At 42.0% G+C, this 18921-nt stretch carries 19 protein-coding genes and 1 pseudogene; 9 read left to right on the top strand and 11 right to left on the bottom strand.

Features of this window, described 5'->3' with window-relative positions:
* The first annotated feature begins 24 nt into the window (after positions 1-24).
* Positions 25-453: a DUF2147 domain-containing protein gene (locus CLV59_RS20190; RefSeq protein ID WP_111593894.1), complete on the top strand. Its 429-nt coding sequence runs from the start codon at positions 25-27 to the stop codon at positions 451-453.
* An 18-nt stretch (positions 454-471) separates the two neighbouring features.
* Here the strand turns inward: CLV59_RS20190 and CLV59_RS20185 are convergent, their stop codons facing one another.
* Complete coding sequence (locus CLV59_RS20185; protein ID WP_111593893.1) at positions 472-1404, bottom strand: NAD-dependent epimerase/dehydratase family protein; 933 nt, start codon at positions 1402-1404, stop codon at positions 472-474.
* Between the two features lie 84 nt (positions 1405-1488).
* Positions 1489-2058, bottom strand: a complete 570-nt coding sequence (locus CLV59_RS20180; RefSeq protein ID WP_111593892.1) for a Crp/Fnr family transcriptional regulator — start codon at positions 2056-2058, stop codon at positions 1489-1491.
* A gap of 137 nt (positions 2059-2195) precedes the next feature.
* Between CLV59_RS20180 and CLV59_RS20175 the strand changes: the two genes are divergently transcribed.
* A complete protein-coding gene (locus CLV59_RS20175; RefSeq protein WP_111593891.1) occupies positions 2196-2537 on the top strand; it encodes a HopJ type III effector protein in 342 nt (113 codons plus the stop codon).
* Between the two features lie 94 nt (positions 2538-2631).
* On the opposite strand, the gene CLV59_RS20170 is transcribed toward CLV59_RS20175, so the two are convergent.
* Positions 2632-4941 (bottom strand): T9SS type B sorting domain-containing protein, encoded by a 2310-nt coding sequence (locus CLV59_RS20170; protein ID WP_111593890.1) that lies wholly within the window; start codon positions 4939-4941, stop codon positions 2632-2634.
* Positions 4942-5193: 252 nt separating this feature from the next.
* On the opposite strand from CLV59_RS20170, the gene CLV59_RS20165 reads away from it, so the two are divergent.
* Positions 5194-5640: a GNAT family N-acetyltransferase gene (locus tag CLV59_RS20165; protein ID WP_111593889.1), complete on the top strand. Its 447-nt coding sequence runs from the start codon at positions 5194-5196 to the stop codon at positions 5638-5640.
* Positions 5641-5695: 55 nt separating this feature from the next.
* Here the strand turns inward: CLV59_RS20165 and CLV59_RS20160 are convergent, their stop codons facing one another.
* From CLV59_RS20160 to CLV59_RS20135, 6 genes are all read right to left on the bottom strand, one after another.
* Positions 5696-6337 carry a response regulator gene (locus CLV59_RS20160; RefSeq protein WP_111593888.1) on the bottom strand — a complete coding sequence of 214 codons (642 nt, stop codon included), beginning with the start codon at positions 6335-6337 and terminating at the stop codon, positions 5696-5698.
* A complete protein-coding gene (locus CLV59_RS20155; RefSeq protein WP_170137833.1) occupies positions 6334-8337 on the bottom strand; it encodes a tetratricopeptide repeat-containing sensor histidine kinase in 2004 nt (667 codons plus the stop codon). The genes CLV59_RS20160 and CLV59_RS20155 overlap by 4 nt, the downstream gene beginning before the upstream one ends.
* 487 nt (positions 8338-8824) lie before the next feature.
* Positions 8825-9259, bottom strand: a complete 435-nt coding sequence (locus tag CLV59_RS20150) for a hypothetical protein (RefSeq protein WP_111593886.1) — start codon at positions 9257-9259, stop codon at positions 8825-8827.
* 65 nt (positions 9260-9324) lie between these two features.
* Positions 9325-10197, bottom strand: a complete 873-nt coding sequence (locus CLV59_RS20145) for a DMT family transporter (protein ID WP_111593885.1) — start codon at positions 10195-10197, stop codon at positions 9325-9327.
* A 254-nt stretch (positions 10198-10451) separates the two neighbouring features.
* The gene (locus CLV59_RS20140) at positions 10452-11012 is read right to left on the bottom strand and encodes a hypothetical protein (protein WP_111593884.1); all 561 of its coding nucleotides are present in this window, start codon (positions 11010-11012) and stop codon (positions 10452-10454) included.
* A 266-nt stretch (positions 11013-11278) separates the two neighbouring features.
* Positions 11279-11956, bottom strand: a complete 678-nt coding sequence (locus tag CLV59_RS20135) for an ArsR/SmtB family transcription factor (RefSeq protein ID WP_111594198.1) — start codon at positions 11954-11956, stop codon at positions 11279-11281.
* A 117-nt stretch (positions 11957-12073) separates the two neighbouring features.
* Between CLV59_RS20135 and CLV59_RS28975 the strand changes: the two genes are divergently transcribed.
* The gene (locus CLV59_RS28975) at positions 12074-13381 is read left to right on the top strand and encodes an alpha/beta fold hydrolase (RefSeq protein WP_170137832.1); all 1308 of its coding nucleotides are present in this window, start codon (positions 12074-12076) and stop codon (positions 13379-13381) included.
* Between the two features lie 150 nt (positions 13382-13531).
* Here CLV59_RS28975 and CLV59_RS20125 read toward each other — a convergent pair whose 3' ends face one another.
* Together CLV59_RS20125 and CLV59_RS20120 are read right to left on the bottom strand one after the other, a co-directional pair.
* Positions 13532-13903, bottom strand: coding sequence for a hypothetical protein (locus CLV59_RS20125; RefSeq protein ID WP_111593883.1), 372 nt, complete (start codon positions 13901-13903; stop codon positions 13532-13534).
* Positions 13904-13989: 86 nt separating this feature from the next.
* Positions 13990-14802, bottom strand: coding sequence for a universal stress protein (locus tag CLV59_RS20120; RefSeq protein ID WP_170137831.1), 813 nt, complete (start codon positions 14800-14802; stop codon positions 13990-13992).
* A gap of 149 nt (positions 14803-14951) precedes the next feature.
* On the opposite strand from CLV59_RS20120, the gene CLV59_RS29345 reads away from it, so the two are divergent.
* The 5 genes and pseudogenes from CLV59_RS29345 to CLV59_RS29490 form a co-directional block, all read left to right on the top strand.
* Positions 14952-15413, top strand: coding sequence for an MlaE family ABC transporter permease (locus tag CLV59_RS29345; RefSeq protein ID WP_262511908.1), 462 nt, complete (start codon positions 14952-14954; stop codon positions 15411-15413).
* Positions 15414-15433: 20 nt separating this feature from the next.
* Positions 15434-15739, top strand: a complete 306-nt coding sequence (locus CLV59_RS29340; RefSeq protein ID WP_262511907.1) for an ABC transporter permease — start codon at positions 15434-15436, stop codon at positions 15737-15739.
* A gap of 9 nt (positions 15740-15748) precedes the next feature.
* The gene (locus CLV59_RS20110) at positions 15749-16528 is read left to right on the top strand and encodes an ABC transporter ATP-binding protein (protein WP_111593881.1); all 780 of its coding nucleotides are present in this window, start codon (positions 15749-15751) and stop codon (positions 16526-16528) included.
* Between the two features lie 29 nt (positions 16529-16557).
* A complete protein-coding gene (locus tag CLV59_RS20105) occupies positions 16558-17511 on the top strand; it encodes an MlaD family protein (protein WP_170137830.1) in 954 nt (317 codons plus the stop codon).
* Between the two features lie 199 nt (positions 17512-17710).
* Positions 17711-18898: pseudogene (locus CLV59_RS29490) on the top strand (reprolysin-like metallopeptidase); the annotation flags it as partial.
* Positions 18899-18921: the final 23 nt, after the last annotated feature.

Below are 18921 nucleotides of genomic sequence, written 5' to 3'. Positions count from 1 at the left end.
TCCTTTACAGCAAAGTTGAAATTTATGAAGCAATTAGCATTAGTAGTAGGATTCATTTTAGCCAGCATGACGGGTTTCGCGCAAACGGCCGATGCAATTAAAGGCGTATGGTTTAACCCGGAAAAAGATGGGAAAGTAGAGATTTACGAAGCCTCCGGGAAATATTATGGAAAGCTGATATGGATTAAATCTCCATTTGAGGCAGATGGGAAAACCCCGCGTAAAGACAGTAAAAACAAGGATAGCAAGCTAAGAGATCGTCCTGTATTGAATATGGTGATACTAACCGGCTTCAGATTCGAAAATGGAAAGTGGACCGATGGGGAAATATACGATCCCAAAAGTGGAAAGACTTACAACAGCGTAATGACCCTGAAAGACTGTCAGCTGGAAATCAGAGGATATGTAGGCACTCCTTTATTTGGGAAGACAGTCATTTTTACAAGGCCATAAAATAATGACAGGAGTGGATTAATTCCGCTCCTGTTCTGCTTTAATCAGTCTTATTCCCTCTTCATAAGAGGTTATATGAAATGCCGGAAATCGTTGTTTAAACCGGGAGGAGTCAAATATATTATTGTGCGCATACCTTGGTAATAGCTCCTTGATTTCTTTCAACTGCCGGTTAAAGAGGGCGCCTGTTTTTAACACCCAACCTGGTATTACTTTATAAGGAAGTTCCCTTTGATAAATCTCCGCCGCTGTGGCAATGAAAGATTTATAAGTTATCTGCTGATCATCACAAGGTAGATGCCAGGTCTGATCATAAGCATCCGGCGTATTGCCGATTAATGCTGTAGCACGACTCGCATCAGGCGTCCAGATGAGGGTTCGGATCGTATCATCTCTCCAAAGTACCCGAGCCGTTTTATGTTGCCTGATCTTATCAAAAATGAGCGAATTGGTAATACTTTGCGTTTTGCCAGGCCCATAAAATTCAGGAGCCCTGCATATGACTGCATTAATTTGGTGAGACGCGATTTCCTCCAGCAGCATATTGGCCATCTGGCCCCGTATTCGCCCTTTTGTTCCCACCGGGGCAAAAGGTGTATCTTCTGTTAAAACATCATCGTTCTGAGGATACATATAGGTGTTATCGAAGAATACCAGCTTTGCCTGATGTTGTTTGCAAGCATCGATTACATTACGCATGATAATGGGAAACTGCGCCACCCAGAGTGGCGTGTCCATTGGTAATCCTACCGTGAAGTATACGATATCACTACCGGCTACGGCTTTCGCTGTCAGCACAGGGTCCATCAAATCTGCGGGAAACAGCGTATCGGTGCTATTGATTTTTACAGGATGCCGACTCACCAGCCGTATATCATCCGTATAATGTTGTATTAGTTCCTGTGCCAAAGCGATGGCAATCTGACCATTTGCTCCTAATATTGTTTGCATAACAGAAAGTATAATGGTACAAAGAAAGAAAACAGTGGACAGTAATTTTTGAAGGTATCTTAAAAAATATGCTGTTGCTAATCGCTATCTCGACTTCACCGTAGACCTTATCACGCTTAGCGTTTGCTGGGTAATGCCGAGGTAGGAGGCAATATGCCCCAGGGAGACTTTCAACAGAATATCCGGATGGGAGATCAACAAGGATTCATATCTTTCCCTTGCAGATTGGAACTGGATGGAATGCAGTCTGTCGGACGACTCTTTCAGTAACTCTGCCAGCAACATCCTGGAGAACTTCTGTAAGGAAGGGCTTTGATCTATATGCTGTTCCACTTCCATATAATCCGCAATGCGCACCACACTTTTCTCCAATAGTTCAAATGCATATGGAGAAGCCGTACTATTGAAGATGTTATGAATCGGAAAATAGAATTTATTTTCTCCCAAAAACAGATGTGTAATATCTTTCTGATCTTTAAAATAATAACTCCTGCCTAGTCCGCTTTCAATAAAAAACAGTAACCTCGACTGGTTATCCACCGGCAAGAGCTGATGCCCTTTATTGAACTCTTTCCTGACAAACAAGCTGTCAATTCTCATGTTCACATCCTTGCTGCAACTAATACTCTGATGAAGAAACTGACCAAGTTCCATAGAAAACGGTTATTAAAATGAATCTGAGTAAGTAAAGATACGTTATCCATTCCGATCCCAGTCAACAGCCAACAAGGGTAAATAATGATTTTAATTGCTATTTTTGGGCATTCATATAATAAATATTACAATTATTCATGAACGAGCAGGTAACCGCATTAATAGGTAGTTTGAAAAACAACGCGATCTCTTTTAAAGAGGTCATTACATTCATAGAAAGTAAATATGATCATCAGCCTACAGCTTTTAAGAATGGCGAGGCATATAATGAGGCTACCCAGAATCAGGGTAGTGCAAAGGTTTTTGCGTTTGCACAGCTGAATAATTTATCAAAAGAAGATACGCTGTATCTGTTTGCAGAGCATTACCAGGCAGTGTTGAATACTCCTGATGGAACAGATCATCAGAATATCAGGCAGTTTATAGCAAATGGATGGTCTGGAGTGGCGTTTGAAGGACAGGCATTACATGCCAAATAATAATGGGGATACAGAAAGCCTTTTTAGGCAGAGGATATGTTGTCTCCCTAAATAAAAATCCTGGCAGATGATCACTGCCAGGATTTTTTATGATCTACCGAATCAATAAAACGGAACCAGTTTTAGTGATCAGTTCATCTGTTTGATAGGTTCGATAATTAAGTTGCCAAATATAGCTACCTGCTGGTAGTGGCAGATTTCCCAGTTTTCCATCCCATCCTATACGCGGATCATTGGAAACAAACACCCGGTTGCCCCATCTGGAATATACCTGCAATAAGTATCCATTTATGGTACCTTTGAAAACAGGCCGGAATAAATCGTTTTTCCCATCATGATTTGGCGTAAATGCAGTAGGGAGCATAAAATATCCTTCGCAGTCTTTTTCCACCACTTTCAGGGTATCTGAAACCATACCGCATTTATTTCTTGCAGTCATATAATATCGGCCTGGACGTACGATTTTATAAGTAGAGGCATGCGATCCGTCCTGCCAGGTATATTCAGGAAAGTGGTGGCTGGATAGATCCAATAATATTGAACTACCAGTACATAGCTCCATTTTACCTCCCAGAGAAAAGTGAGGCAAAGTATCCTCTTCCACCTGGAAACTGCCTGTTGTTTCACATTCATCCAATGCGACGCTGATCTTATAAGTACCCGCTTTTTTGATGTCTAATATTGGTCCTTGTTCTACGCCCTGTAAATAGTATTTGGCGCCGGGATGATCTGAAGTAATATCCAGTTGCACTGGCTTTTTATCACATAGGAAAATATCCGGCAAAGCTTTCAATACAGGATAAGGTTTGAACAAAACCTGGATAGTACTTCGGACTTTGCAGCCTTTTGCATCCTGGATCTCCAACCAGTATTGCCCTGATGAGGAAACGGACAATGTTTGTCCAGTGCTGCCATCATTCCATAAATAACTGACATCAGGTTGATCCCCTTTCAGCAGTAATGGTTGCCCTTCGCAAAGGGCAATATCATTGCCAAGACTTAATTTCAACACCTTAATGTCAATGCTTTTAGTAAGCGTATCAGAATAACAGGGATAAAATCGAATCAGGGAAACCAGATATTTATCTTCTTTAGTATAAGTATAGGCGCCAGCGGGAATCCGTGTGGTATCGCCTTCGCCAAAATGCCAGTGAACGGAGTCTACCCCCGATAAATCCGTACAACCATAAGTAATGGATTGGTCAGTACAGGATTGTTTTATAACAATATCTCCTAATTGTGTGGCCGTTTTTGCATTTCCTGCGATAATATTGGGTAATCCCAAAGTAGCATTTCCGGAATTATACCTGATAACACCGTTGACATAGCCTGGATTACTCCGGTTATTGGGATTAGTGAGTACGCTGGTGTAATTATTAGTTGTTTTCTCTGCAATATAAATTTTGTTATCCGGGCCCAGACAAAGGCTGAAAACTTCCCTGTATTCATCCCAGGGTAATATTTGGATAACAGAACTTCTCATAGCAGTAGCATTTTGCATGCTCACATCCATACTAAATAATTCCCCTCCATAGGCAGGAACAGCGGAGCCCAGATAAAGTGTCTTACTATCTGGGGAGAATTCAAGTCCATATGGCGTCAAATAGGTTCCACCCGGAATTTCGTAGTAATACAGGAAAACGGAGTTGCTTATTTTTCCTGTCATATTATCAAAGTCGGCTATCTGGAAAGAGGTATCAAAATAGGCAAGTGCAATTTTTTTACCGTTGGGAGAATATCGGATATACCCTACCGTTCTTTCTACGGGCAGGTAACCAGCCATTCCCCCCACCTGACCAGGTCCGCTGTATACTGATTGGGTGGTTACTCCATTTGGAGTGACAAGGAAAGATAGAATGGAATTCGTTCGTAACTGATAAGTGGTCACCCAAACATCCCGGTTATTGCAGTGTTTCACAGCTGCTACCTTCTCATAACAATCGGTGACCAAAGGCGTATTTTTGTTGATCGTAATACCACCTTTGCCATTATCCATACGCATATCCACCTCCGAATATCTTAACCCTATGGCGGCCGGATCTCCCCTGTATGGAATTGTAAAAATGTAATAGATATTTTTGTCTCCCGGTTTAGGAACAATCAATGCCGATTGGGTGCTGGATGAATGGCCCATTAATCCTGTCCCATTCATCATTACCTGATGGAATCTGTTATAAACGGTTACACCGTCAGTATAGAACAGTAGTTGACCAGCATCATCTGAAATAGAGGCAGAACCCTCCATTTGATTCATACTACTATTATTCAGTGCAACAGGTTGGCTACCATTAAAATCTATTCCAACGCCATTCCCAAAATACCAGGTATTCCATTGCTTTTGACCATAGGCAGAAAAAACAGAAACACATAACAGTATAACAGCCAGGGATAATTTCTTCGACATATCACTCAAAAATAGAATTAATTTTCCTGGCTGTAGAATTAAGTATTCTGCTGGATAAGTTAATCAGGCGGATCGATTTCCCTTATATAGAATTCAGTACCACGGAGATCTATATACGCAACCTGGTCAAAATACTACCTATCATCCTCCACTTTAATCCTATCTGGACCAGCTATTATGTTAAAATCTGGACCAGACATCTGGTCCTGCGATCCAATACTTTTGTATTGCAATTCAAAAAACGCTGACATAATGAACTACAAAATCAAAAAAGCAAGTTTGGAAGATCTGGATGAAACAGCCGTATTATTCAATCTGTACCGCATTTTTTATCGCCAGGAATCAGATGTAGAAAAGGGAAAGGCTTTTCTGAAAGAGAGATTCCTGAATAGCGAATCCGATATTTTCCTCGCCATCGCTGATGGGAAAGCCGTGGGGTTTGTACAATTGTATAAACTATTTCATTATACCAAACTGCAAAAACAATGGTTGCTGAGCGACTTGTTTGTACATCCCGATTTCAGGGGAAAAGGATTGTCTATAGCATTGATAGACCGCAGTAAACAGTGGTGTGAAGAAACAGACGCTTGTGGATTAATGCTTGAAACAGAGAAAACCAATGACATTGGTAACAGCCTGTATCCCCGGACTGGATTTGAATATGATGGGATGCATAATTATTATCACTGGTGGAAATAAAAAAACAGGCGGACCTTGGTCCGCCTGATAATAGCTATATGGATGGAGGATTAATCTATTCAATTAACCCTCTTTTCATCGCTTCTTTTACCAGTCCCACCGTATTTTTCACATCCAGTTTCTGATTGATATTCATACGGTGTGTTTCAACAGTACGCAGATTGATAAAAAGTTTATCTGCAATCTCCTGGCTGGTAAAGCCTTCTGCCACCAGTTTCAAAATCTCTTTTTCTCTTTTGGTGAGTGGCACATCAAAAATGGATCTCCGTTGCCCGGTAATACTTTCCTGCAACAGGATCTTCTTGATGGTTTCATCCATATACTCCTCTCCTTCCATAACAGCCTCAATGGCTTTCACGATAGTATGTTTATCACTGTTCTTTAATAAATAGCCTTTAGCGCCATTACGGAAAATCTGTTTTACATAATTGGAGTCATCAAAACTGCTGAAGGCAATAATCTTTACGCCCGGGTACTTTCGTACTACTTGCTTACATAGATCAATGCCATCCATATCTGGCATCTGTATATCCATGAGCAGCACATCCGGCGTTTCCTGCTCCAGGTAATGGAGTAGCGCTGTTCCTGACTGGGTCGCATATACGATTTCCAAATGCATAAACGTACCCAGCATGGTTTTCAACCCGTCCAGTACTACTATATGATCATCAACCAACACTAATTTGCATTTATTCATACGATCGTATTTTCCGTTTTTTCAGTAGTGATTTCAAACTCCAGATAAGCGCAGACACCGCTCTCTTCTGACGTTTGGATATCCATTTTCCCATTTAATGCCAGGACCCGACTTTTCAAACTTTTAAGGCCCATTCCATCTTTTGCATCATCTGTAATAAAACCGATACCGTTATCCTCAATGGAAACAGAGAGCAAATTTTGCTGTGCCGATACTTGTACATTTGCCACTGTGGCTCGTGAATGTTTGACAATATTATTGATCAGCTCTTGAACAATCCGGTATACAGATAGTTCAAAGCCGTCCGGATACCGGCTGATATCTCCCCAGGAATCATACACTATCTGCATAGATTTGCTGTTGTTCACACGATTACAGTAACGGCGCAATGCCTCATCCAATCCATATTGTAAGAGTACTTCCGGCATCAGGTTATGGGATGTCTTACGGATTTCCGTTGTAGCCTCATTGAGTAACTTCATCCCTTGTTGGTATCCTTCTGTATTCACCAGATCATCTGCATCAGGTATGCTGCTGAAATGCATCTTGGTAGCTGCCAGCATACCGGCTACTCCGTCATGCAGGTCTTTGGCAATGCGGCTACGCTCCCTTTCCTCTCCCTGCATCAGCGCCTGCAGCAAATGCAGCTCTTTTTGTTGCTGGATGGTTTCCAATTTTCTTTCATGCAACTTACGTTTACTGCTGCGTTGAATAATCAATATGACCACGAGTAGTAGTGCAACGATCAAACCAGCGATGGCGAAGTACATGTAATTGCGGTGCTGCTGCAACTGCAGATCTTTTTGCGCCAGTTCTTTCTCTTTCATGGCCGTTTTATACTGCGATTCCAGATTCGCTATAGCATCTCTGTTTTCTTTACTCATCAGGGAGTCTTTATAGTTGTTGGCCTTTCCGAGGTATTCATAGGCATGTCGGTAATTGCCCAACGCGTATTGGGTATTAGCTAATTTTTCATACAGGTGTCTTCCAAAGAAAGCGCTGTGGTTTACAACATTCAGCTCTTTTATGCCTGCAAGCAAGATAGCTTCCTCCTGTTTATATGCTTCTTTCAGATGGTAGGCATCGGCAATATCTATGAACGACGACAAATACCCGTGGGCATCCATTCCTTTTGTATAGGCCATTACCTTCTTGCTGGCCAGTATCGCCGAATCTGGCAACTTGAGTCCAGTGTAACAAACTGCTATCAAATGAAATATCTTCGAGGATACGAGGGGATTATTCAGGGTGGCGGATAAGGCCAATGCCTCTCTGGCGTAATTCATTCCTATACTAAACTGTTTTTCTCCTTCATATACATGGCCCGTGCAGACCAATGCTACTGTCAATTGTAGCGTATCGTGCACGCTGCCGGCTATACGAATGGCCTTCTGCCCATATTCCATGGCTTTAGAGAAATTTTGCATATTACAATACAGGGACGTAATGTTCGTATGTAACATAGCGTAGGTAGCAGTAACATCTCCTTTTGTCACCTGTTGATCGTTTGTCAATTTCGCGTTCTCCACCGCTTGAATTCCCTGTAAATAGTAGGCAATGGCACTATCCACCTTATCCATTTGCCGGAAGGCATGTCCAATGTTATTACAGGCAGCCACGGTGGTTGTCAGCTGTTTTTGTTGAATTGCGTAATGTAATGCCATTTTATTTGCGGCAATAGATGCGGGGTAGTCGTCCCGATTGATTTTAATATAACCGATACGCCGGTAGGCCAAGGCCATTCCATCCATATAATGCAATTGTTCGCTGAGCCTTAGTCCTTGTTCAGAAAGCTGCAATGCAGTGGAATCATCTTTAGCTAATATTTTGGTAGCATAGGCCAGTAACCGGTTTACTTTAGCCGTATCTGCTGGCATACGCTGAATACGCGACAATACACTATCTTGTCCAGAAGAACTAACAGTAACGCCTAAAAAAATGGCGATACTTATTATGCTTCGAAGTATTGGGTAATTGCTGACAGCTGCTACAATATTCATGGGGAATGGGATTAATTTTACGCTTATTAGGTCGGCATTGGGAGGCGGTAAGGCTATTGCCTCTAAATAAATACCAGATGCCATGGACATCCTGGCGAGGTATATTCTCACCCTTTGCATAAATATACGAAAATGTAACGCTTTCCTGGTAACCAATACAATGCAGGAGCAGTCTTGCGTTTTCCATCGGAAGTTCTTATGTACCAGGCTGAATAGTAAAGCGGGCGCCCGCTTTACTATCATAACAATTTTGAAATCGCCTGGCCCTATAATCCCCTATAGGTATGTTCATTAGCGGAACAATCAAGTTTGATATACAGCAAAGCTAGGTAGACTGACAGGCGATTTTCTAAGTAGAAATACGGAGTTTTTAAAACCAGTAGGGCTGGTTAAGGGGTAACTAGCCCCCGAGGCAGATGAGAAAGATTACGCTTAAACCTTTCCAATGCTTTTAAAATATAGCCAGTAATAAGAACCTGGAGTATTACTACAGGTTCGCTATGACGCTTTCATTTATGATGATATCGCCACTGATCATCAAATTAGCTTCGACAAAATTGGCCAGCTGCAATAACTCCCACAAATGTTCCTTAGTAGTCGTTTTTTGAATCTGGACATCGATATGACCGGAGCCATCCAAATAAAAGAGTATCATTTCATAATAGTCTCCTATCTGATTATAATCAGCGCATGCCTTCTTCTTATTATGCGCATTTAACACCCGCTCTCTGACAGAATCTGGATATTTATCAATAAGTTGTAATGCTTCGATCCCAGCTGATGTTTCTTCGACCCAGACGAAATAATCTGAATTGGTGATATACTGGACATATTTTGAATACGCTATTTTGTCTTCCGATCCCTTTGACCAATACTCCTTTTCTTTTGTAATTATCATGTCTTCGATATCTTCCAATTTCATAATTAACTCATTTACAAATCTTCAATTACTTTTATTTCGAATTCTTAATCTTATGCTGACCACAATTATTTAATCAAAGATCGCTTTGAAAAATTTATTTCTGCAATCAATGTTGCCGCAAATATTAAACTGCCTCCTAATAATAAACGAAAGGTCAATGGCTCGTCTAATATAAAATAAGCTGAGATAGCTGCAAATACAGGCTCAAACAGGTAAATTACGGCTACTCTTTCTGAGCTGATATATCGTTGTGCCATATTGGAAACAGTATACGTAAAAGCCGTAGAAAACAAGGAACAGTAGACAATGCCTGTCCAGAAGGAGGAACTTTGAGGATACCAGTCGGCCCCACTATCAAACAGGGCAACAATGGCGGTGATGATCGCACAACCGGCAAACATGGGCACAATAGTAGGTATGATACTTTTCAGGTGCGCTTGTTGTTCTACACGAATGAGATAAAGGGCAAACCCGGCAGCGCCGATCAATGTATACAGATCCCCGATATAGATAGTCATGGCCCCTTTAATAGATATGATAAATAACCCTGTCAATGCCACCAGCGCAGCCAACCACGTTTTAATTGGGATGGCAGATCGGTACAGTATTACTTTCAAAACTGGTACCATCACCACGCTCATACCCGCCACAAATGCGCATTGAGAGGCTGTTGTATACTGCATACCCACTGTGACCAGGTAGATACCGAAAGTGAGCGGCAAGGATAATCCTATTCCCGCCTTAATAGTCTTCCAGTCTGTTTGCCGGAAATACTTCGCAAAAACGATCGATAAAATTAATGTCGCCGCAATAAAACGATAACAGAGGAATGTAGAGGATGAACTACTAGTGATAGCCAATTTCGTAATGGGAAAAGATATTCCCCAAAATGCGGTTCCCAATACCAATAATAGTAAAAAGATAGTCTTTCTGTCCATGCTAATGAAATGCGATTGATTGCCAGATGCGTTGATATGCTACCTCGCGATTTTACAGAAAAATTAATCAATCTGATTGATTTCACTGCATAATCTTTTCCAGTTGCTAACAAGTGAAGATAAGATCGTCTGATTTCTTTCTTGCTCATCAGACTGTCTTAACAATTGCGTTAAGCAGATGGCCCTGATGTCTGCGACATCAGGGCCATCTGCTTATTTTTCACATAGAAATCTTTACTTCAATGATTATTTCATTAGTAATTAACTGCTTTCTGATATGCTGTCTCTTCTGCATCTTTGATCGCTTTCTTTGCTTTCCGGTACTTCCTTATCTCGGATATCCAGCCTAAAAGGCCCAGCACCCCAAAAGTTGCCCATCCTATACTCCAGTACAGGTTAGAATTGGAACTGGCATCGGATTGAATCTTTTTGATATCCGCTTCCGGATCAAAAGAACTGACATCTGGATCCGACTTCGCATAATATATCGGCATCTCTAAGCTGGTAGGCGGCTCCGACAAAGTCCTCGTGCCACTATGTGCCCCATCCGCCCAGTAAGTGTAGCTCACTTCATAATGCTTCATAGGCACATGCATGATCTTCACGGTAACTTCTTTATAGGAAGGGTTTATCTTCGCAATAGTGGCGGACTTATCAACTAACATCTGCTTTAACAAAGGTACATGACCCGACTCTGCATGATCAGATTTGTGACTGGAATAGCATCCTCTAGCAAGGCTAAAAAACACAATAAGACCAATTATTGGGCCTATCTTAATAGGATTCTCCAGTACAGGTTTTTCTGTATCGCTCATAGGTATAGGGATTTATTTTCGGCAAAATACATATAAAACTTAAACAACATACCTAAAATATCCCCAGTGAGTGTATTTCAGCGCCATTTATTTCTGGATTACACGTGATCGTCAAACTGAAAAGTCGCATAAATACTGGATTCATGCGACTTTTCTTATCAATGATATCGATCGGAATAAAATTGACGGAAGGCCTGCACCTTAACTTTACAAGTGCAGTACGCACTAACGGCGCCCCCACTACGAAAATCAAAAGAATTCTTCTGCTAGACTTCCACTTTAAATTGCTTATATAACGCTCCGCTGCCTGTAGACGTGATGATGATGGCTCTTGAATCTTTCTTTCTCCTGATCCAGTCGGCCTCCAGCATCTTATCCAACAACGCCGCCCCCAGTGCGCCTGCGAGATGATACCTACGTTCGCTCCAGTCCAGGCAAGGAATTGCCAAAGCGCGCCTTTTAGTTTTCAGCACATTAAAATCTATTCCCAAATCCTGAAAGAACCGGTCGCCCTTACGGGTAAGGATATACGATTTATCCTGTAGCGCAATGATATTATCAGCGGTTAATCTTTCTGTAATCAATACTCCTACTTTTCCGGCCAGATGATCGTAACATGTTCTGCAGTATTTTATATCTGTACTGATGTTGGCCAATATCTTAGCTTCTTTCTTATGAGGAATCAAATTGGCCAGCGCCTCAATAGCATAAGCCACTTCCTGCCTGGAAAAACGATAATATCTATGTCTACCCTGACTCTCCACCACCAATAAGTCCGCTTTCAACAACTTACTTAAATGCATGCTCATATTCTGCGCGGAGGTACCGGTGCAGGTAGCCAGTTCCATGGCAGTATAAGCTCTTCCATCCAGGAGCGTCCATAGCACCATACTGCGTATGGGATCGCCAATTAAGGAGGTTAAGTCGCTGAACTGATTTTCCATATTAACAATCATTGTTAAGCCGTGAATGAAGTATTAAAATTAACGAAAAACTAGCTTTGAGGCAACAATTGAAACGCATGAGAAGCAAAATAATCTTATGCAAAAAATTTATTCAAGATGAAAATATTAAAAACAGCAAGTCGCCTTTCAGGCCTGCAAATAGCTATTACACACCAATCTCCTGCTGTGCTTTCAAATGATTACCCTATATTATTCCTACATGGAAATTCATTTCCTTCCCAACTGGCCTTTGGGTTCAAAATGAATGGTCATTCCTGGATGGATCATTTATCTGAAAATGGTTATAATACTTATGCGCTCGATTTCCTCGGCTATGGCAACGCCGATCGTTACCCGGAGATGGAAGAGGAAAATGCCCATGGGAAAGTAGTTGGAAGCGCAAAAGAAGTATACCTGGATGTTGACAAAGCCGTCAACTACATTTTGCAGAAAACAGGGAAAGATAAAATTTACTTAATTGCCCACTCATGGGGAGGCTCCGTAGGCGCATTGTATGCGAGCAGATTCCCGGAGAAAATAGCCAGATTAGTATTGTTTGCCGCTATTACAGAAAGACACGATAACACAGTTGCGGAACATATCCCTGAAGCCTACAGGGAGATGACGCCACAACAAAGGATAGCGGACATGGCAGCTCTTACCCCTGCAGGGAACGACTGCGTACTGGAAAAAGAAATAATTGAAACCTGGGGCTGTCAATGGTTACAATCAGATCCGCTGGCGAATAAATACCAGTCGGACAGCGTGCGTTTTCCCGCTGGATCTTTCCAGGATGTGGCAGATCTAATGCACGGAAAGTCCTATTATAATCCTGCCGAAATAAAAGCCCCCACCTTAATCATCAGAGGAGAATGGGATGCGTACCCTAATCATACCGATGCTGAAAAACTATTCACCTCGCTGGAACATACCAGCGAAAAGCGATACGTTGTTATTGGAAAAGGTACCCATGTGATGCATTTAGAAAATAATCGCTTTCAACTATACCAGGAAGTACTCACCTTCCTTCAAAATGGCCACAACAGGCACTCTGCCAATAGCCATCCCATTGCGGTGATATTTGAAGTGATACCATCCAATAGCGATACTAAAGCCGAATACCTGAACATCGCGGCCAGCCTGAAACCGGAGCTGGAGAAGATGCCAGGTTTCATTTCCATAGAAAGGTTTCAAAGCATTTATCATCCTGAAAAAATATTATCGTTATCCTTCTGGTCAGATGAAAAAGCCATTCAGCAATGGAGAAACTTAGAGCTACACAGAGCAGCACAGGCAAAAGGAAGGAATTCTGTTTTCAAGGATTATCATCTGCGCATTGCGCAGGTAGTCAGGGATTATGGCATGTTCGACAGAAAAGAAGCGCCATCAGATAGTATTGTATACCATACCGAAAAGACACATTGAATCTAGCGTTGCTATTAACATCCATTCCTGCACGGGAACTCCGCGTCTCTTTATTATCTGTATTTACATATAACGTATTATACAACATTTCTTTCCTTCACAGCTATTGCAGAGATGCATCTTGAATTTTCGTAGCAGGAATGGGTGCCGCTAGTCGGAGTCTTCATTTGTATCACAATGAGGTAATCTCAAATCTATTTTATCATCCAGCCTTCCCAGCCTCATCAAACCTCCTTTTAACTGTGGGTCCCATCCCGTAGCCAGTGCGTACAGAATTACCTGTCGAACAACATATCCCGTAATAGTCAAACCTTCCAAATGAGATGTGATACTGATCCTATTTGGCAGTACCTTACTATTCTTCGGCACTGAATGGTAATCAAATGCGGCAGTTAATAGATTATCTTGCCGGCTACGTGGAATAATACTGAGTGATAATCCGCCATCTGTTCCGGTAACGCTATAAGCATACTTCCTTCTTTCCACGGTAATGTTGCGTAATCCTTTCTTAGGCAATGTCATAAGTTATACTAGCTGGTGTTCTTGTGGGAGAACCATGATTTGTCATGAGCGTAAACATATGACTTTTTTCATAACCATCTGCCGTCTTATTGCAGCGCCAGTAGCGGCGCCGGACAACGCATCGTCAAATGTCGTGTATGGCTTTTATGTGCCAGAGAATCCAGCAAATGATGATGTTGAGGTAACACTATCAGGAGCTGGATATCATTCTTCACTGTGACCTCCATGAGCGCTTCATCTATATGCTTATTCTTAACATAATGATACTGGGGTTCCAATTCTCCAAACAGATTGATTAATCTGAAAGATGCCACCAGAGAATCATGTAAAGCCTGATGTTTCCCTTCAATATTAAGGATATGGAGTTCGGCATGAAAATCATTCAATAGCGCTTTAATCCGTTCTACAGGTATAGATGCAGGCTTACTGAGATCGCATGCCAGCCCGACATTTCTTATATCCGTAAAATGGGCATTGACAGGAACAGCCATTACAGGCCATTTGAGATGTCGCATGGTGTAGACAGTATGTCCTCCTAAAAGTAAACGTTCCGCAGCAGTAGAGCCCTGGCTGCCCATGATTACCATGTACGGTTGCAGACGATCACACACATCCTGGAGGCCGGAATAAAATGTCCCTATACTTTCTTCCATTTCAATACTTATTTTCCCCTGTGCTTTAAGGCTCAAAGACTCTTTCCATTTCTTCAATTCAGCATGAATCCCCTGTTCTATTTCTTCAACAGGTACCATCACAGGAACTTCATTATAAGAAATGGGATAAGTGTACACATTTATAAGTACCACTTCCTTATTCAGGGCTAGTGCCAGATCTACTGCATAGTCTGCTGCATTTTGAGCAGCCGGAGAAAAGTCTGTCGCAACAAGTATCGGGTTCATACCAATATAATTGATTGTGAAGAAAGAACTTACGATGTGAAGGTAGCTACAATTTCTTCTCTGAATAATGACAGGAATCATTCGAAACCCTGACCCATCTCATTGTCTATGGGCAAATACAAGATTAATTTTGTAGTAAAGTTGGCACTATGAAATCTGCTCGACCTAAAGGGATATTCATGGTTTACACGGATTTGGCGACAGACCTATTCCGTGTTTGCAGATTCATTGGCAGATACTTTTATGAATTGATCAGACCGCCCTATGAATGGCGTGAAATTGCCCGGCAATGCTATAACATAGGATACAGATCACTCGCCCTCGTCTCACTTACAGGTTTTATAACAGGACTTGTTTTTACCAAGCAATCGCGGCCATCATTAGCAGAGTTCGGCGCTACTTCATGGCTACCAGGACTTATTTCCATTGCCATTGTAAGGGCATTAGCCCCTTTAATCACCTCTTTGATTGTTGCGGGGAAAGTTGGATCTAATATAGGCGCCGAACTAGGCTCCATGAAAGTGACAGAACAAATCGAAGCAATGGAAGTTTCTGCCACCAATCCTTTCAAATTTCTCGTAGTAAGTCGCGTAACCGCTTTGACTCTGTGAATCCCATGCTAATGGTATACATGGCATTCATTGGCCTGTTAGGAGCTTATGTGAATGTACACCAGAATGAAAATACCAGCTTCATTGCTTTCTTTCAACATGGGTTTACCAGCATTTCCTCTCTGGATGTTCTTGCCTCTCTGATTAAATCGATGGCTTATGGCTTCTCCATAGGCATCACAGGATGCTACCAGGGATATTATGCGGAGAAAGGCACGCAAGGAGTAGGAAAAGCCGCTAACATGGCTGTCGTCATTTCAATGTTCCTCATTTTCATTGAGGAAATGATCATTGTGCAAATCGTTAATCAGTTCCGGCCATCTTAATAGAATTTTATGAAAAAAAGATCCGTAATAATAAACAAAGATAACGCCGTTATAAGTATCAGAGGGCTGTGTAAGTCGTTTGATACGGTAGATGTACTCATGGGCATGGACTTAGATCTGTTTAAAGGAGAAAATGTAGTGGTCCTGGGGCGCTCAGGAAGCGGAAAATCAGTTCTGATCAAACTGATAGCGGGCTTGTTGAAACCAGATAAAGGGACCGTGAAAGTAACCGGCGAGGAGGTAAGTCGCCTCAACGTTAAAGAACTGGAACACCTGCGCTTAAAAATTGGATTCCTCTACCAGGGGAGCGCACTATATGATAGTATGACCGTAAAAGAGAATCTCGAATTTCCACTCGTAAGAAATAAACGCCATTTGACCAGGAAGGAAATTGATGAAGAAATTAATCAGGTATTGGAGAATGTAGGATTATTACAGTCCATCAATCAGATGCCGGCAGCGCTGTCTGGCGGACAGAAAAAAAGAATTGGTATTGCCCGTACCCTCATCTTGCAACCAGAAATCATGTTGTACGATGAGCCTACAGCTGGCCTGGACCCTGTCACCTGTGGCGACATCATTACGCTGATTAACGATGTACAACAAAAATACAATACCAGCTCTGTTATCATCACACATGATCTCACCTGTGCTAAATATACAGGCGACAGAGTGGCCCTGATTGCAGATGGAAAATTCAGGAAAGAAGGAACATTTGAAGAGGTCTTTACCACCAGCGACCCGGAAGCCAAAAGCTTCTATGATTATAATTTCATCATTGACAAATGAGCAGAGATAGAAAAAAATACATGCTTGTTGTGAGCCTATTCTCATTAATCGCCATCATAATATTAGCGATAGGGATCATAACGCTAGGGGCACAACATAAATCATTTGAAAACAAATTCACCGTCAATGGTCTATTCAATGATGTCAATGGTCTGAAAGCTGGCGATAATATCTGGATTTCAGGCGTCAAAATAGGTATTGTAAAAAAAATAGAACTTATTGAGGATGGCAAGGTACTCATTACCATGAGTATCGAAAAAAAATCCAGAAAATATATTCATAAAGATGCAGCTGTGAAAATTGGTACTGATGGATTAATCGGCAATAAAATTATCATCATTTACGGTGGCACCAAAAACAGTCCGGTCATTGAGGATAACGAATACTTAAACATCCGCCAGGAAGCCGGTACAAAAGATATGATGACGATGCTGGATTCCGCCAGTAACAACCTTTTACAAATTACGGATAACCTTAAAAAAATTACAGATAAAATAATAAATGGACATGGCACGATAAATACCCTGTTAAACGACTCCACGCTTTCTGGGAATCTTAAAACAACTATTCATGATGCACGGGAAACAGCAGCTAACTTAAAAAACTCCTCTTCTTCCTCTATCCAGATGTTAAACAATCTGAAGGCATTTTCAGCACGCCTGAACCAGCAGGGAACATCTATTAACAGACTACTTGCTGATACTGCCATTTACAATAATATCAGTAATAGCGCTGCCGGATTGGAGGAAACCATCGATAATCTTTCCGCCTTTGCCGCCAATATCAAAGCTGCCAGCGATGCGCTGAATAAAAACAGCGATAATATTACCCACGTACTTTTACATGACGAGGCCGCTGCGGCTGCGCTGAAAAGCACAATACATAACCTCGATTCTGCCAGCAACAAACTGAATGAGGACCTCGAAGCGGTAAAACATAACTTTCTTTTAAGAGGATACTTCAAAAAGAAACCAAAGCAATAAGCCTTCTCATCTGCCACCAACGGTTTATTCACCCGCTCCCCCGCACGAATACAACAGTCCCCACCTGTTTACGTATAACCATTTCCGTTACAACATCTAATAAATTTCTACCTCACTTCCTGCCTGAATACAATAATGTCGCAGCGGGTTCCCCTAATTTTATCATGTTACCCTTATTTTTCAACAAATCTGTAGCACTATGAGAAAACTCTTACTCCTTGCAACAGTATTGATTTACAGCTCCATGTCGTTTGGACAGAATTATTGGAAAGCCCATACCGACCCAGCCAAAATCAACACCGACAAAGCCATTGCCCGGCTTTCATTCCCAGCAAATTTCAAATTATTTGATCTGGATCTTTCTGCGTTGCGCAGTGAAGTATTTAAAACTGTTACCAACAGGGCCACTCCCAAAACAGTTATTACAATACCCAATGCGGACGGCCAGATGGAAGAATTTGAAATCATCGAAGCCTCCAACTTCGATCCTGCATTGCAGGCACAGTTCCCAGAGATAAGAGCATTTTCAGGAAAAGGTATCACCGACAAATATGCCACCCTGAAACTGAGCGTTTCTCCACAAGGTATTCAAACAGTGGTTTTCCGTACAGAAAAGGAAAATGAGTTCATCGAACCCTATTCCGCAGACCACAAAGTGTACACCGTATTTAAAAAGCATCCCAAGGTATTACCCTGGAAGTGTACCACTCCTGAGCACAAAATGGCTACTGCCATTGGAAATCAATTACCCAACAATGTCGCCAGATCAACCGGCGATGCAAAAACGCTGCGACTCGCACAATCTGTAACTGCCGAATACTCCAATTATTTCGGCGCTACCAGTCCTGCGCAAGTTTCATTAGTACTGGCAGCTATCAACGCCACCCTTACCCGTTGTAATGGCGTATATGAAAAGGACCTGGCGATTCACCTGAACCTGATAGCCAACGACACAGCCGTGATATTCTACAATCCGGCCACCGATCCTTATTCTGTAGCTTCTACCGGCGCCGGCGGCGCATGGAACAGCGAATTACAGAATACGCTGAACACTAAAATAGGCGCGGCCAACTACGATATCGGCCACTTGTTTGGCGCATCCGGCGGCGGCGGAAACGCTGGTTGCATCGGTTGTATTTGTGTAGACAACTCAAAAGGAAGCGGATTCACGTCTCCCGCTGATGCTATCCCGCAAGGCGATAATTTTGACATTGATTATGTAGTGCATGAAGTAGGCCATCAGTTGGGCGCGAACCACACATTTTCTATGAGCAATGAAAATACCGGCGTAAACGTGGAGCCAGGATCTGGTATCACCATCATGGGATATGCCGGTATCACCAGTCAGGATGTGGCGCCACATTCCATTGATATCTATCATGCAGCGTCCATCGGACAAATTCAAACCAA

It is taken from the genome of Chitinophaga dinghuensis (assembly GCF_003259435.1).
Classification (GTDB): domain Bacteria; phylum Bacteroidota; class Bacteroidia; order Chitinophagales; family Chitinophagaceae; genus Chitinophaga; species Chitinophaga dinghuensis.
This window is presented reverse-complemented; position numbering and strand designations above follow the sequence as displayed.